This window comes from Lapillicoccus sp., from assembly GCF_036559105.1.
In the GTDB taxonomy this organism is placed as follows: domain Bacteria; phylum Actinomycetota; class Actinomycetes; order Actinomycetales; family Dermatophilaceae; genus Lapillicoccus.
Genome location: NZ_DATBTV010000114.1, coordinates 1 through 15,357, shown reverse-complemented (window position 1 = coordinate 15,357; position 15,357 = coordinate 1). Strand labels below are relative to the sequence as shown.

The following is a 15,357-nucleotide window of genomic DNA, read 5'->3' as shown; positions in this document are numbered from 1 at the left end:
GCGCCGTTGGAAGGCCCGGCCGAGCAGGGCGAACGTCTCGTCGACCGAGGCCGACGCGCTGATGTCGAGGATGGTTTCCTCCACGGTGGTCCTCCATGGCCAGTGCAGCTCGTCAACGAACCGGTTCACGTCGCCGCGCCGACGGATAATCTGCGCGCCGATCGGCGTCGCGACCCGGCGGTCGTGGCCGATGAGGAGAGCGACCGTCTGGGGTGGCGCCGAGACGATGCCGTGGACGAACGCGGCGGCGTGGAGCGACCACGCGGAGTCGTCCGACGGCGAGCTGTGCCGCCAACGCTCGGGTCCACCAGTCGTCGCGACCGGGGACCGTCAGGTAGACGCCTGCGTGCATCGCCACCCACCAGCCTCGCTCCAGGCGCCACCGGATCGCGTCGTCGGTCACACCGGCGCCCAGACACTGTCGCCGAGTCAGCAGCCCGGACTGCTCGTTGGCGACGCGAGCCAGGTCGGCGCGGTCGCGAGGAGGCACCGGTGCACCGAGCACCCGCGTCTCAGGGAGCCACGGAGGCGGTTCGGCCATCCCGCGACTCTGGCCCGATCGCCCGCGTCGCCGACTGCGCTATCCACAGGCCTCAGTGGCGAGCGATGCCGGGGCACTGGCCCCGAACTGTCTCCCCGGAGCCGGCTTCGGCCCGCGCGCCCTAGGAGTAGACCGACGGGTTGAGGGTGCCGACGACGCGGAGGTTGCGGTACTGCTCGGCGTAGTCCAGCCCGTAGCCGACGACGAACTCGTTGGGGATGTCGAAGCCGACGTAGCGGACGTCGATCTCCACCTTCGCGACCTCGGGCTTGCGCAGCAACGTGCAGATCTCGACCGACGCCGGCGACCTCGACTCGAGGTTGGAGCGGATCCACGACAGGGTCAGGCCCGAGTCGATGATGTCCTCGACGATGAGGACGTGCCGACCGGTGATGTCGGTGTCGAGGTCCTTGATGATCCGCACCACGCCCGACGACTTGGTCCCCGACCCGTACGACGAGATCGCCATCCAGTCCATGGGAGCCGTCCCGGGCAGCGCCCGCATCAGGTCGGCCATGACGAGGATCGCGCCCTTGAGGACGCCCACGAGCAGCAGGTCCTTGCCCTCGTAGTCCCGCCAGATGTCGGTGGCCATCTCCTGGATCCGCGCAAGGATCTCGTCCTCGGTGAGCAGAACCTTCTGGAGGTCGTTCCCCATGTCCTCGGCGTCCACGCGCGCAGGCTATCCGACGGGCGGCACCGCGGCGACGGTCACCAGGTCGCCGCTGCGGCTGGCCCGCACGTGTCCGGGCAGGTTGAGCGGTCCCTGACCGTGCCATGACGTCAGCAGCGCGTCCAGAGACTCCACATGGGCGGCGGTGAGCTGCCCGGCTCCCGACCCGGCGTCGACCGCCAGCAGCCGCCAGACCCGGGTACGCAGCGCCCGGGGCAACGCCTGGAGGGCGGTGGCCGACCACGGCCCGTCGCCCAGGGTGGGCAGCACGGCGCGCGCCTCGTCCTCGAGGTAGTCCGCGTCCTCGCGCAGCATCTCCGCGCTGCGGGCGAGCGCCGCGGCGATACCGGGGCCCAGCTCGTCCTCGAGGGCGCGCAGGAACCCACGGGCCCGGACCCGCGCGAACGTCGGGTCCTCGTTGTGCGGGTCGCGCCACGGCTCGATCTCGTATGCGACGCAGGCGGCCTCGGTCTCGGACCGGCCCAGCGCGATGAACGGCCGCACGAACAACCCGCGCCGGCGCGGCATACCGGAGAGGGACCGCGAACCGGACCCGCGGGCCAGCCCCAGGAGCACCTGTTCGGCCTGGTCGTCGCGGGTGTGCCCGATGAGCACCGCGGCGGCACCGAGGCGCTCGGCCGTGTCCTCCAGCGCCCGGTAGCGAGCCGACCGCGCGGCACCCTCCGGTCCCGAGCCGTCCCGCGCGACGCGCACCGTCCGGACGTCGACCGGGTCCAGGCCGAGGTCCCGGCACTGCTGGGCCGCCGCCTCGGCGACCTGCTGCGAACCCGCCTGGAGCCGATGGTCGACGACCAGCCCGGCCGCCTTGATCCCCCGCTTCGGTGCCTCGAACCCCACCGCGCCCGCGAGCGCCAGCGAGTCCGGGCCACCGCTGCACCCGACCAGCACGATGGCGCCCTCCGGCAGGAGGGCCAGCTCGGTGCGCACCGCGAGACGGGTCGCGGCGACCGCCGACGCGGGACCGGTCACGACCGACCGCTCATCGACCGTGGACGCGCCGAACCCAGGCGTGCGGGTCGCCGATCTCGGCGGGCGTCGGGAGCGTCTCGGGTGAGGACCAGACGGCGTTGAAGTCGTCGAGGCTGGTCTGCTCGATGACACCGCGCACGAAGGCGGCGCCGTCGGAGTACTGGCGCATCTTGGCCTCGAGGCCCAGGACGCGCCGGAGGATGAGGTCCACCCCGGAGACGCCCTGCCGCCGCTGCGTGAACCGCTCGCGGATCTGCGCGACGCTCGGGATGACCTGCGGCCCGACCTCGTCCATCATCACGTCGGCGTGCCCCTCGAGCAGGGACATCACCGCGGTGATCTGCTCGACCTTGGCCCGCTGCTCCGGCGTCAGCAGGACCTCGGCCAGCCCCTGGGAGCCGGGCTGGAACGCCTCGGGGAGGCGCCGCGCGATCTCCTGCAGGCGGCCGGCCAGCTCGGTGGGCGTGGGAGCGATGTCGACGGTCAGCTCGCGGGTGCGGGCGATCAGGTGGTCGCGCAGCCAGGGGTTCGCGGTGAACTGCAGCCGGTGCGTCTCCTCGTGCATCGCCACCCACAGCCGGAAGTCGCGGGTGTCGACCTTCAGCTCGCGCTCGGTCTGGACGATGTTCGGCGCGACGAGCATCAGCCGCGGCACGCCCTGCGGAGCGAGGTCGTACTGACCGAGCACCTTGCTCGCAAGGAACGACATGACCGCGCCGGTCTCGGCACCGGTCACCTTGCCGCCGATCGCGGTGACCGCGTTGGGCTGGGTCCGCGAGACTCCGGCGGTCACCTTCTCGATGACCGGGGCCACCAGCGACGCCATCGACTCGATGTTGAGATCCATCCAGCCCGGGCGGTCGACGACGAGCACCGGAGGTGCATCCGCCGGGCTGTGCAGCCGGGACGTCGAGGCGATCGGCTCACGCGCGGCGGCCGCCGCCTCACGCAGCTCGCCGACGATCGCGGCGGCCTCGGACGGGGTCACCCGCGGGCCCGCGCTGACCAGTCGACGGCCGGTCGACTTGGCGAACTCCCAGTCGACATACTGCGGGCGGCCTTCCGGCTGCTCCTCCGGAACCCTTGCCAGCTCGCTCATCGTGTCGTCCCTAGTCTCGACCAGCTCGTCACATTCTCACGGCGCCCTCAACGGCACCCGCATGACGCTAGTACCGCTACGAACCGGTCCAACGCGGCCCGGACGGCCGTCGTTCCCCGGCCCGGCCCGTCCGTGTTGGAGATGATGTCGACGACGAGCAGCCTCCCGTCGGCCGTGACGACGGTCCCGCCGAGCGCGTTGACGCCGGTCAACGTGCCCGTCTTGCCACGGAACAGTCCCGCCGCGGTATGCGTGTCCGGCGCGACGAAGCGGTCCTCCAACGTGCCGCTGAGCCCGGCCACGGCCATCTCCTGCATCGCGTGGTTGAAGGACGGCAGCTGCTGACCCAGGGCGATGACGTCGGCCACCACCCGCGCCGGCACGATGTTCTCGCGCGACAACCCGCTGGCGTCCGCGGTGGAGACCCCGGTCAGGTTCACGCCCAGGCCGGCGAGGGTCGTCCGCACGAACGCCGCGGCCTCGGCGAACCCTGGTGGCGTCCCCTTCGTGTAGGCCGCCTGACGGGTCAGTGACTCGGTCAGGGCGTCGTCGGAGTCCTGCAGTGCCAGTCCGAGCTGGTCCACGACCGGGGCCGACGTCACGGTCGCGAGGGTCAGGGCGCCCTCGGGTGCGGCCGCGGGTGCCGCCAGTGTCGCCTTCATCCCCTGCGCCGCGAGGCCGGCCACGAAGGCCGCCCCGACCGCGGCCGCCGGGTCGGCCGGGCCGGGATGTCCGGGCGTCACGCGCTGGGAGGAGAGGCCGATCGACGCCACTGCTCCGGTGATCCCGGTCGGACGGAACGCCGGGGGCCAGGTCGGGGCCAGGAGCGGCCCCGGGGCGTGGGTCAGGTCGAGGGACGCCACGACCGAGGTCACCCCCTTCGCCTTGAGTGCGCTCGCGGTACCGCTGACGAGGTCGCCGAGCCCGGCGCGGCCCGCCACCGCGTGGGGGTTGCCGGGACCGGGGTTGAGGAGGGTGTCGCCACCGGCGACGAGCACCACCCGGCCGGGGTCGGCGCCCTGCACCACCCGCGTCGTGAACGTCACGTCGACCGGGAAGGTGGCCGCGACCGCCGCCCCCGAGAGCAGCTTGAGGTTCGACGCCGGGATGAGCGGGGCGTCCGGGCCGACGTCGAGCAGGTGCGTGCCCGTGGCGGCGTCGCGCACGGTGACACCGAGCCTTCCGGCCAGCGCCGGGTCGGCGAGCGCACCGGCGGTCGCGGCCTGCACCCCGGCGGCACTCGGGGCCGGCTGCTGCTGGCCGGAGGCGGCCAACGGCATACCGGCGTCGGCGTCGCGCGGCTGCGCCACGGTGGCCGTCGCACTGGGCGTGGGCGTCGGCGTGGTGGGCGTCGGGTCCGGCGTGTTGGCGAGGGTCAGGACTCCGGGGACCACGTCGTAGACGTCGAGGGTCGCGTAGCCGGCCAGGAGCAGGACGACCGCCCCGGCTACAGCAACGACACGACGCACGACCCTCGGCCTCCCTGCTCTCCGGCACGTTCTGACAAGATGCGAAGCACGATTCTCCCCGACGACGCCGGTCGTCCGGGGACGCCGCCCGTCCCAAGGGGTTCACGTGGAGTTCTACGTCACCATCGAGATCCCCAAGGGGGCCCGGAACAAGTACGAGGTCGACCACGAGACCGGGCGGATCCGGTTGGACCGGCTTCTGTTCACCTCGATGAGCTACCCCGCCGACTACGGGTACGTCGAGGACAGTCTCGGCGAGGACGGCGACCCGCTAGACGCGTTGGTGCTCCTCGACGAGCCGACCTTTCCCGGCTGCCAGGTGCTGGCCCGCCCGATCGGGGTCTTCCACATGACCGACGAGGCCGGCGGCGACGACAAGCTCCTCTGCGTCCCCGCCAACGACCCTCGTCAGGCGCACGTGAGCGAGCTCGAGCACGTCAACGAGTTCGACCGGCTGGAGATCCAGCACTTCTTCGAGACCTACAAGGACCTCGAGCCGGGCAAGTCGGTGGAGGGCGCAAGCTGGGACGGTCGGGAGGACGCCGAGCGCTGTGTCAACGAGGCCCTGGCCCGGGCGTCCGAGGCCGGCCTCACGACCGCCCGCTGGCGGCTGCCGAACACCACCCAGCACTGAACGGCTTGCCGGGACCGGCGTTCACCGACCGGTTCGGACAGCGAGCTGACGCAACAGGGGTACCGGACCCGGGAACTCGCTCACCTGACGCGTCCGTGGGTCCACGGCGCGGAGGTGACCGGTGTCGTCGACGACGAACAGCCACCGACCGTCCGGCGACCAGACCATGGTCGTCCCGAACCCCCTGGCCGGGTGCACGTCGACCTCGTGGTCGGACCCGCCGACCAGGTCGGCCACGCGCAGCGCGGTCGAGCCGTCCGGACGGCCCACCACGAGTGCGGCGGACGTGCCGTCGGGTGAGAGCACACCCGTGGGGCCGTTGCGATCCACAGCGACCGGCAGCACGCTTCGCCCACCGGTCGCCCGGTCGACACCGACGGTCGTGCACCGACCGTGCTCGTCGCACTCCTCGGCGAGCCACCCCGAGGGTCCGGTCGCCACCACGAGACCTGTGGTGATCCGCTGCAGGCCATCCGGGCGCGCGACGTAGAAGCCGCCGGCGCCACGGAACAACGGGTACCCGGCCCCGTCGTCGTGCGCGCCGACTGGCACCGCCCCCGGAGGAACGGGCGCGGTGGCGAGCACCCGGCTGCCGTCGAGATCGGTGAGTGTCATGACCGGCGGTCCGCCGTCCTCCGGGCCGACCCAGACCTGGTTCGGGTCGGACGCGGGCAGCGCCGTAGCTCCGCGGTCGAGCAGGCCGGTCAGCCCCCGCACGGGGCCGCTGTCCGGCACGACGTGCCCCGGCACGCGGTCGAGCGGCTTGACGATCGCCCGGTCCGGGCCGACGACGAGCAAGACCGGGCCGGTGCTCTGCAGCGGAGCGAAGTAGGTGGTCGTGATCCGGCCGGCGGCGAGCTGGATCTGGGTGACGCTGTTGTCGCCGAGCGCGAACAGCTCCCACCGGTCGGTCACCCCGAGGATCGCCGGTCCGAGGTCGGGCACGACAACGCGGGAGGTCGTCGCCGACGTCGGGGTCGGGTTCGGCTGGGGCTCGATCGGGCCGGGGACCGTGCCGCGCTGGACCAACGACGGGACGACCACGAGCACGGCGACGACGCCGGCGAGGGCCACCCACCCGCGCCAGGGACGTGTGCGGCGCGCGGCGAGAGGCTCGGCCTCCTCGTCCTGCCAGTGGAGCTCGACCGGATGACGGTCGGGAGCCTCGTGGCCCATCCCTCGATCCTCGCCCCTGGACCGCTCGTCGTCCAGGCACGACCAGTACGCCTGCCGTACGCCTGTCGTCCGCGTTGTGCCGGCCGGGCAGCATTGACCCGGACCCCCCTCTCGCGGCCCGCGGCGCCAAGCCCGCAGGCGTGGGCTCGTCGCTAGTCGGAGTCCCCGTGACGTATCGGTGGGGCGGAAAGCGTCGTGGCGTGACTCACGGACGGCCGCCGTACGGCAGCAGGTCACTCATCGAGTAGATCGACGCGATCTTGACCACGGTGCTCGGGTTCGGCGCGTGGATCATCTGACCGCCGCCGATGTAGAGCCCGACGTGATGGCTGTCCGGGCCGCTCGTACCGTAGAACACGAGGTCACCGGGCTGGAGCTGGGAGATCGGCACGCGGTCGGTCTCGGACCACTGGTAGCCGGTGTAGTGCGACAACGACACGCCGGCCTGGCGCCACGCCATCATGGTCAACCCCGAGCAGTCCCAGACCGACGGTCCGGCGCCGCCCCAGACGTAGGGCTCGCCGAGCTGGGCGCGCGCGAAGGCGATGACGGCGGCGACGCCTCCCGACGGCGGCGGCGGAGTGGGGACGGTGGTCGGGGGCTTCGTCGTTGTCGTCGGCGGCTTCGTCGTGGTCGGCGGCGTCGTCGCGGTCGGCGGCCTGGGCGCCGGGGGCGGCGTGGCGGCGGCGGCCCGGGCGGCGTCGGCCGCGGCTTTGTCCGCGGCGGCCTTGTCTGCGGCGGCCTGCGCCTGCTTCTGCTCCCGAGCGGTCCGAGCGGCCGTTTCCGCCTCCGCGGCCGCCTGGGCCCGGGCGGCGGCCTCGCGGGCAGCAGCCTCGGCGGCGGCCTTCGCCGCGGCCTCCGCGGCGACGCGCCGGGCCTCCTCGCGCTGGCGCTCCTGCTCCGCGGCGATACCCGCCTGGCGCTGCTGCTCGAGCTGCACCGAGGTGTTCTGCAGCGCCGCGAGCTGGATCATCGTCTGCTGTTGCTGCTGCTCGATCTGGACGGTCTGCGTCACCGCGTCCTGCGCGGACTGGCGCGCCTTGTCGGCAGCGGCCTTCGCGGCGGCTGCCGCCGTGGCCCGGCGACCCTCGGCCTCCGCGGCGACCTGCTGGAGGTTCGCGGCGATCAGCCGGGCCGAGTCGGCGTCCTGGACCATCCGGGCGCGCTCGGCGCCGACGGCCTGGATGCCGGACGCCTTGTCCAGCACCTCCTGCGGACCGCCGCCGCCGAAGAAGATGTCGAGCTGGCCGGTGTCCCCGCCGCCCTGGTAGACCTCAGCGGCATACCGGGACAGGGTCAGGGTGGCCTCGTCGGCCGTGGCCTGGGCCGCCGATGCCTTGGCCTGCGCATCGGCACTCCCCGCCGCGGCCCGCTCCAGCTCGAGCTGTGCGCCGTTCGCCGCCTCCGCGGCGTTGCCGGCGGCCTGCTGGAGCTCGTCGACCCGGTCGCGTGAGGCGGCCAGCTGCGCGTCCAGCGTCGCGACCTGGCCCGCAGCGGAGGCTGCCGCCGCCTGGGCGCCGGCGACCTGGTCGGCCGACGGGTAGACCGGATCGGCGTGCGCGGCGGAGAGCGGGGCCGCGATTCCGGCGACGAGCCCGAGTCCGGCGAGGACGGTGATGCCGGCACGCGCGGCGCGACGGGCGGGCCGGTACACGTCGGGCACGAGGGTCCTCTCAAGCAACGGCGTGTCGCCTTGACGAACCGCGTCTCAGGCGAGCAATTGCCGGACGAACTGGGCGCAGCCGACACTAGGACCCATTCGTCACACTGGGAACACCCTTCACACGGATCCCGTTGCTATCTGGGCGAATTCGCGTCTTACACCCTTGTGATACGGGGACTTACACCGCTGTTTTTCTGCAGGTCACCCGGCCGATTCGCTCAGGTGTCCGAACGACATCACGAAAAGGTAACGATGTCGAGCAGGCGACGAGGGAGCGACCGTCAGTCGCGGCCGGAAATGGCCGCCGCCACCGTCTTGACGATGTCCGGCGCGAAGACGCTCGGAACGATGTAGTTGGCGTTCAGCTCGGCGTCCGTGACGACCGACGCCAGGGCGTCCGCCGCCCGGATGAGCATGTCGGTCGTGACCTGGGTGGCCCGGGCGTCGAGGAGGCCCCGGAACACCCCCGGGAAGGCCAGGACGTTGTTGATCTGGTTCGGGTAGTCCGACCGCCCGGAGGCCACGACCGCCGCCCGCTTCGAGGCCTCGGCGATGTCGACCTCGGGGTCGGGGTTGGCCAGGGCGAAGACGATCGGGCGCTCGGCCATCTCGTCGATCCACTCGGGCGCCAGGACGTTCGGGGCGCTCACCCCGATGAACACGTCGGCGCCGGTGACCGCGTCGCGCAGGGCGCCGGTCAGCCCCCGCGGGTTGGTCCGCTCGGCGAGCGAGTGCTTGGCCGGAGACAGCGCGGCGTCGTCCCGGTTGAGGATGCCCTCGCGGTCCCACACGACGATGTCGCGCGCGCCGGCGGCCAGGAGCAGCGAGACGATCGCCGACCCGGCCGCACCACCACCGCTGACGGCGATGTGGACGTCCTCGATCTGCTTCCCCACGCACCGCAACGCATTGCGCAGCGCGGCGAGGACGACGATCGCCGTGCCGTGCTGGTCGTCGTGGAACACCGGGATGTCGAGGAGCTGGCGAAGCCGGGCCTCGACCTCGAAGCACCGGGGTGCCGCGATGTCCTCGAGGTTGATGCCCCCGAACCCGGGCGCGATGAGCTGGACCGTGCGGACGATCTCGTCGACATCCTGGGTGTCCAGGCAGATCGGCCACGCGTCGATGTTGGCGAACCGCTTGAACAGCGCGGCCTTGCCCTCCATCACCGGCATCGCGGCCCGCGGACCGATGTTGCCCAGGCCGAGGACGGCGCTGCCGTCGGTGACCACCGCGACCGAGTTGCCCTTGACGGTGAGGCGTGAGACGTCCTGCGGGTTCTCGGCGATGGCCATGCTGACGCGTCCTACGCCAGGGGTGTAGGCCATGGACAAGTCGTCGCGGTTTCGCAGCGGAACCGTCGGCTGGACGCCGATCTTGCCGCCGAGGTGGATGAGGAAGACGCGGTCGGACACCTTGTGCACCGTGACGCCGGGCACTGCCCGGATCGCGTCGACGACCTCGGTCGCGTGGTCGCCGTTGGCGGCCGAGCAGGTGAGGTCGATGACCAGCCGGTCGTGCCGCGACTCGACGATGTCCAGTGCCGTCGTGATGCCGCCCGCGTCGCTGACCGCTGTCGCCAGCTGGCCGACCACGGCCGGGTCCGTGCCCGAGTGGATGCGCACGGTGATCGAGTAGGACCCCGTCGTCGCCTGCGCCCGCCGGATGGTCTGGGTCCGCGCCTGCTGCTCCTCGGCCGGAGTCGGCTCCCCGTCCTCGCCCTGCGCGCCCGTCGCCACCGAATCGCCCCGCTGCGTCTGCATGGGGCGCATCCTTCCACCGACGCCCAGCGACGGACAGGATGCCTACCCTCGGGGTTGTCCGATGTGCCCGACGACGGCGCATCGACGCCGCTGGCGTGACCAGCGGTTTCCGGTCGAAACCGGTCAGGAGCGTGGTCGTGGTCGGGCGGATGCTCGCGGTCGCCGTGGTGATCGCGGCATCGCGCTCGGTGGCTGCACCACCACCGACACTCCCTCGGGCGGGCTCACCGCCACGGTGGCGAGCGACGCGCCCGCGCGGAAGGTCGCCGACGTCGTCAACCAGAAGATGGCCGAGTGGAACATGCGCGCCGTCATCCTCAAGGTGACCAAGGGCGACCGGACGATCGCGAGGCAGGCGTTCGGCCCGTCGATGGACCAACCAGACCACGGGGTACCCCGACTGCCAGGCCGACCCGTCTGGCTGGCGGCGGGTTCGGCAAACCGTTGCAGTTCGCTCCGGGGACGAACTGGAGCTACGCGCACACGACCTTCATGATCCTCGGCGACATCCTCGCGAAGGTCGGCAACAAGCCGCTCGACCAGCTCCTGGACGAGGAGGTGTTCACGCCGATGGGGCTGAAGAACACCGTCAGCTCGGTGACGTCGACCGTGCCCGAGCCGGCGCTGCACACGTTCAGCTCGGAGCGCCGCCCCGCCTTCGCGGTGCGGGGCAAAGCGTTCTACGAGGAGGCGACATACTGGAACACCCAATGGGGAACGCCCATGGGCGCCAACGAGACGACGACGATCGACGACCTCGCCACCACGGCGATCTCGTTCGGCACGGGGTCGTTGCTGTCCCCGTCCAGCTACCAGGAGATGACCGACTCCACGCTCATCGGGTTCGGGAAGAAGGATCCGGGCTGCGTGCCGAGCTGCTTCACGCAGGTTCCGATCTACAACTACGGCCTCGGCGTGATCCGGTCCGAGCCGTGGATCATGCAGAACCCGCTGCTGAGCGGGATCGGCGTCACGACGGCCTATCTGCTGTCGGAGAAGTGTCCAACTCCGTGGCGGTCACCCTCACCCCTGGCGGGTTCGACGCCGAGGGCAACGACAAGAACCGCGCCGACTACCTGTTCCGGGCCATCGGCGCCGTGGTGACGCCGGACAACGCATCACTACCCCTCCCGCCCGGCTGGCCGGCCAGCGGGATCGCGGACGTATCTCCAGGCTCGTTCGCGGGTCTTCTCAGGGCGACACCCTGCCCTCGCACACCGCACCAGCCCTGGAGCCTCCCCATGACGATCACCGAGCCCGCCGCCACGGCCGTCGCCACGACCAGCCCCGAGGCGACGTCGAGGCCCACCGTGGCGCCCCTTCCCGGGACACCCTTCCTGGAGGTCGAGACGTCGGTCGTCACCGACCGTCTGGGTGAGCTCGCGGCGGCGCTGCCCGGTGTCGCGATCCACTACGCGGTCAAGGCCAACCCCCACCCCAGAGTCCTCGCCGCGGTGGTTGCGGCCGGCGGCAACTTCGACGTCGCCAGTCCCGCCGAGGTCCGCGCCTGCCTCGCGGCCGGCGCAGCGCCGGACGACCTCGTCTACTCGAACCCGGTCAAGCGGCGCGACCACGTCGCGGAGGCGGCGGCCCTCGGTGTCCGCCTCTTCGTCGTGGACTCGTCGACGGAGGTGCGGAAGGTCGCCGAGGCGGCGCCCGGTTCGGCCGTCCTCTGTCGCCTGGTCACCTCCGGCGACGGGTCCGACTGGCCACTGTCACGCAAGTACGGCTGCTCGGTCGGCCAGGCCGCTGACATCCTCCGGCTCGCCGTCGCGCTGGGCCTGGACGCCGCCGGCGTGAGCTTCCACGTCGGCTCCCAGCAGCGCGACCCGAACGCCTGGCGCAGCCCGATCGCCGCCGCTGCCAGCGTGTTCGAGGCGGTACGCGCCGACGGTCTCTCCCCGTGGCTGCTTGACCTCGGCGGCGGGTTTCCCGCGCGGCACGAGGGCGACATCCCGCCGCTGGCCGCATACGGCGCCGTCATCGAGGACCAGCTGCGGCAGTCCTTCGGCGAACACCGACCGCGGACCATCGCCGAGCCAGGGCGGGCCGTGGTCGGCGACGCGGGCGCCCTGGTGACGTCCGTGGTGGGCGTGGTCGAACGCGGCGACAGCCGGTGGGTCTACCTCGACGCCGGCGTCTTCACCGGTCTGGTCGAGACCCTCGAGGAGGCGATCCGCTACCGCATCGAGACCAGCGCCGACGGCGGTCCGACCGGGCCCTGTGTCCTCGCGGGGCCGACCTGCGACAGCGCCGACGTGCTCTACCAGGTGACTCCCGTGCATCTCCCGCTCGATCTCGCCGAGGGCGACCTCGTCCGCTTCGAGTCGGCCGGCGCCTACACCTCGTGCTACTCCACCGTGGGGTTCAACGGGTTCGACCCGCTGCCGGTCGTCGTCGGCTGACCTCGAGACCACAGCCTCACCGCCGGCGCGGGTCCGGGTGACCTAGGGCCTCAGGCCCGCGGGTTCACTGGTCCGCGAGCCCGCGCCGGGCGCACAGGCCCAGCACGGAGTCGACGTCGTCCTGGGCCATCCGTCCGGGCGACGCCGTGGCGGCGACCACGAGATCACCGACGAGCTCGATCTCCTCGCGGAGAGCTTCGTCGGTGAGGTCGCCCCAGTCGCCTCCCATGGGTCAAACCCTAAGGAGGACAGGCCCTCCGATGACCCTTCGTCCCCAGACTTGACCTTCGGCATACCCAAAATGGCCCGATGGGGCTATGCGACTGGTCACTCTCCTACCCGGTCGAGCTCGGTGACGACGCCACCCTCGACGTCGACGTCGATCTCGGACCGGTCAGGGAGGGACAGGACGTACCGTCCGGCGGCGAGCTCGGGAAACACCGCCGAGTAAACGACGCGGTCGCCGGCCGGTCGGCCCACGACCGCGACGTGCGGCCGGTGGGTGTGGGCGTGGTCGTGATGGTGGGCACTGTCGTGATGGTGGGCACTGTCGTGATGGTGGTCGTGGGTGTCCTGGTGGGCGTCGGCTTCGTCGTGCCGCCGGTACTCGACCTCGGCGCCCTCCCAGGCGCCCGGCAGGTGCAGGATGACGGCCCCGACGTCTCCGCCGATGTCGAGCAGGACCGAGCCCTGGCCGGCGTACGGGTTCTCGGCAAGGTTGGCGGCGCGCTCCGGGCTGAGCGTGGAGTGCTGCGGTGCGGTCATGTCAGGTCCTCATGGGCTGAAGGTCGACGGAACGGGAGGCGGTGGACTGGGTCCCCAGTCCACCGCGGCTCTGGGGTTCAGGCCGCCGGTGACGTACCGGGCTTGGCCTGGTAGCCACCACCCGGCGTCCCCAGGTAGGGGAACGTGCCGAGGAGCGGCGAGTTGGTGTTCGTCGTCCCGTCCTTGATGGCCGAGGCGGCCCCGTCCGGGGTGAAGGTCGGGTCGACCAAGGGGATGGTGAGGCCGGCCACCGCCCGGAGCTCGATGGTGACGACGTCGTCGGCCACCCGTCGGCCGTTCGGGAAGCCGGCCGCGTCCCCGGCCACCAGCCCCAGCGGGTTCGGAGACGCCGTCGGCGGCACCGCGAGGTTGAGCCGGAGCAGGTCCGCCTGCTGGGTTCCGGTGAAGTTCTGGAACCCAGGGACCACGCCGGCCGGTATGCCGGTCAGCAGGATCGCGAGAAGGTCCGCCCGGGGCTTGGTGTAGGCCTTCAGGTTCGGGAAGACGCCCGGGTAGAGCACCGGCAGGAGACCGGCGAGCTCCGGCTTGGACACGTACTGCGCGAACGCACTGTCGTTCCAGGGGTCCAGGGCGTTCCACTTGTCCTTGCGCGCCATCGGGACGATGACCTCGTTGAACAGCGGGTTGCCGAGACGGGACACCTGCTGCCACGGACCGTGGCCGCCCATGCGGCTGCGCGAGTCGTCCCAGACCTTCGTCTTCTGCCGGCTGGCCGACGCGTAGACGCCGATCACGGACGTCGCGTCCATGACGTCGGTCGGGTTCTTGCCGTCTCGCGTGAGGTCGGTCTTGGGCACTTGGATCGCGATGGTGTGCACGTTCAGGCCCTGGAGCCCGTTGACGCCCGCGGCGGCGGCCGACGGGATGAGGTGCAGGTTCTGGAACGGCCGCAGCGCACCGAGGTCGAAGATCGACCCGAGGTCCACGAAGAAGGCGTCGGCCCGCTGGCCGGCGAAGACGACCCGGCCGCCGGGCAGCGCGTGTGTGGCCTGCGCGGTGAAGTGCGCGTAGTTCGGTGTGCTGCGAATGCCGACGTTGACCGGCGGCACCGCGAGCCCGGACGCCAGCGTCTTCGAGCCGCCACCGCGGGTCACCCGGGTCACCGAGTAGGTCTGCGGACGGTTGAAGGTCGAGTCGCCGATGTTGGTGATCGGTCCGGTGTTGTAGAGGAACGTGTTGGGGTTGCGGATCTTCGTCGAGAACCGGAACTGGTAGGTCACGTCCGGCTTGGCGTCGCCGCCGTTGCTGATGTGGATCTCGTAGAGCACGTCGTCGCCGAACTCGAAGAAGTTCGGGCCGCCCTGCGGGTTCTGCAGCGGGATGAAGTTCGCGATGAGGGTGACCGTCGACGGACGGTCCGGGCTGACGAACGCGTAGACGTCCGTGTTGTCGGCGGCGGGGTCCTTGGAGATTTCCGGCGCCTCGCGGTGCGATGACATGGGCAGTACCTCTCGTGCTGGGCTGATGCTGAGTAGGAAGCAGCGCAGGTCCCCACGTCGCTGGACGCACAGGAGCGGAGGGTGGTGGGCAGCACCGGTCGCCGCGCTGCGGCCGGTGCGGGCGGGCTCAGCCGCGCAGGTGTCGGGCGATCGTGGCGACGAGCGCCTTGTCGGTGACGACGACCTCGCGCTCACCGGCCATGACGGCCACCGAACCGGTGGAGGCGTCCTTGATGTAGGCCACGACGGCCCCCTCGGGCGGCGGGGCGGCGTCGGCCGACTCGGCTCCGATGATGGCTGGGGCGATGGCGATCGCCGCGACGCCCGTTCCGCTGGCGGCGAGGAACCCTCGCCGGCTGGTCTGGCTCATTCAGCTGTCCTTTCGAGATGGTCCCCTGCACGGTGAGGTTCGTCTCGGCGGAGCGGGCGGATGGGACCGCGACGAGCCGACTTCGACAGACTTCGCCGAGGCCGCGACATGCGTGACAGCGGGGCACAGTCCTCAGGACAACGTTCAGCGCCCGGGAGACGGGGAGACCCGTTGGGTAGTGCCGCGCCCGGGTCTGACCCGGCGGGACGCGGTGTGAAGGAGCCGCCTATCGGAATCGAACCGATGACCTATTCATTACTGCCCGGAGGTCGAACCACCCTGTCCTCGTGCTTGCAGACCTTCCGGCAAAGGTGGTTGTTCGGCCGGTTCTGGAGGGCACGTAGTACCC

Annotated in this window: 14 protein-coding genes; 3 read left to right on the top strand and 11 right to left on the bottom strand. The window is 71.6% G+C overall.

All coding sequences use genetic code 11. The features are described from left to right. Positions 1 to 662: 662 nt before the first annotated feature. From hpt to VIG79_RS14530, 4 genes are read right to left on the bottom strand one after another with little or no spacing between them, the layout of a single operon-like run. Positions 663 to 1,214: a hypoxanthine phosphoribosyltransferase gene (gene hpt / locus VIG79_RS14545; RefSeq protein WP_331886907.1), complete on the bottom strand. Its 552-nt coding sequence runs from the start codon at positions 1,212 to 1,214 to the stop codon at positions 663 to 665. Positions 1,215 to 1,223: 9 nt separating this feature from the next. Beyond that, the gene (gene tilS, locus VIG79_RS14540) at positions 1,224 to 2,204 is read right to left on the bottom strand and encodes a tRNA lysidine(34) synthetase TilS (RefSeq protein WP_331886905.1); all 981 of its coding nucleotides are present in this window, start codon (positions 2,202 to 2,204) and stop codon (positions 1,224 to 1,226) included. Positions 2,205 to 2,214: 10 nt separating this feature from the next. Beyond that, positions 2,215 to 3,303, bottom strand: coding sequence for a zinc-dependent metalloprotease (locus VIG79_RS14535; RefSeq protein WP_331886903.1), 1,089 nt, complete (start codon positions 3,301 to 3,303; stop codon positions 2,215 to 2,217). A 47-nt stretch (positions 3,304 to 3,350) separates the two neighbouring features. Then, the gene (locus VIG79_RS14530; protein ID WP_331886901.1) at positions 3,351 to 4,772 is read right to left on the bottom strand and encodes a D-alanyl-D-alanine carboxypeptidase/D-alanyl-D-alanine-endopeptidase; all 1,422 of its coding nucleotides are present in this window, start codon (positions 4,770 to 4,772) and stop codon (positions 3,351 to 3,353) included. 106 nt (positions 4,773 to 4,878) lie between these two features. Here VIG79_RS14530 and VIG79_RS14525 point away from each other — a divergent pair, with 106 nt between their 5' ends. Next, positions 4,879 to 5,406 carry an inorganic diphosphatase gene (locus VIG79_RS14525; RefSeq protein WP_331886899.1) on the top strand — a complete coding sequence of 176 codons (528 nt, stop codon included), beginning with the start codon at positions 4,879 to 4,881 and terminating at the stop codon, positions 5,404 to 5,406. 21 nt (positions 5,407 to 5,427) lie between these two features. On the opposite strand, the gene VIG79_RS14520 is transcribed toward VIG79_RS14525, so the two are convergent. The 3 genes from VIG79_RS14520 to VIG79_RS14510 form a co-directional block, all read right to left on the bottom strand. Next, complete coding sequence (locus VIG79_RS14520; protein WP_331886897.1) at positions 5,428 to 6,582, bottom strand: hypothetical protein; 1,155 nt, start codon at positions 6,580 to 6,582, stop codon at positions 5,428 to 5,430. Positions 6,583 to 6,787: 205 nt separating this feature from the next. After that, positions 6,788 to 8,245 carry a C40 family peptidase gene (locus VIG79_RS14515; RefSeq protein ID WP_331886895.1) on the bottom strand — a complete coding sequence of 486 codons (1,458 nt, stop codon included), beginning with the start codon at positions 8,243 to 8,245 and terminating at the stop codon, positions 6,788 to 6,790. 281 nt (positions 8,246 to 8,526) lie between these two features. Then, entirely contained in the window at positions 8,527 to 10,008 is a 1,482-nt protein-coding gene (locus VIG79_RS14510) for an NAD-dependent malic enzyme (protein ID WP_331886893.1), read from the bottom strand. 444 nt (positions 10,009 to 10,452) lie between these two features. Here VIG79_RS14510 and VIG79_RS14505 point away from each other — a divergent pair, with 444 nt between their 5' ends. Together VIG79_RS14505 and VIG79_RS14500 are read left to right on the top strand one after the other, a co-directional pair. Next, complete coding sequence (locus VIG79_RS14505) at positions 10,453 to 11,112, top strand: serine hydrolase domain-containing protein (RefSeq protein ID WP_331886891.1); 660 nt, start codon at positions 10,453 to 10,455, stop codon at positions 11,110 to 11,112. Further along, entirely contained in the window at positions 11,019 to 12,413 is a 1,395-nt protein-coding gene (locus tag VIG79_RS14500) for a type III PLP-dependent enzyme (protein WP_331886889.1), read from the top strand. Before VIG79_RS14505 ends, VIG79_RS14500 begins: the two co-directional genes overlap by 94 nt. A gap of 64 nt (positions 12,414 to 12,477) precedes the next feature. On the opposite strand, the gene VIG79_RS14495 is transcribed toward VIG79_RS14500, so the two are convergent. From VIG79_RS14495 to VIG79_RS14480, 4 genes are all read right to left on the bottom strand, one after another. Further along, complete coding sequence (locus VIG79_RS14495; RefSeq protein WP_331886887.1) at positions 12,478 to 12,642, bottom strand: hypothetical protein; 165 nt, start codon at positions 12,640 to 12,642, stop codon at positions 12,478 to 12,480. 98 nt (positions 12,643 to 12,740) lie between these two features. Continuing rightward, complete coding sequence (locus VIG79_RS14490) at positions 12,741 to 13,178, bottom strand: hypothetical protein (protein WP_331886885.1); 438 nt, start codon at positions 13,176 to 13,178, stop codon at positions 12,741 to 12,743. A gap of 77 nt (positions 13,179 to 13,255) precedes the next feature. Further along, positions 13,256 to 14,638 carry a DUF4331 domain-containing protein gene (locus tag VIG79_RS14485; protein ID WP_331886883.1) on the bottom strand — a complete coding sequence of 461 codons (1,383 nt, stop codon included), beginning with the start codon at positions 14,636 to 14,638 and terminating at the stop codon, positions 13,256 to 13,258. A 127-nt stretch (positions 14,639 to 14,765) separates the two neighbouring features. Next, a complete protein-coding gene (locus VIG79_RS14480) occupies positions 14,766 to 15,008 on the bottom strand; it encodes a twin-arginine translocation signal domain-containing protein (protein WP_331886881.1) in 243 nt (80 codons plus the stop codon). Between the last annotated feature and the right edge of the window lie 349 nt (positions 15,009 to 15,357).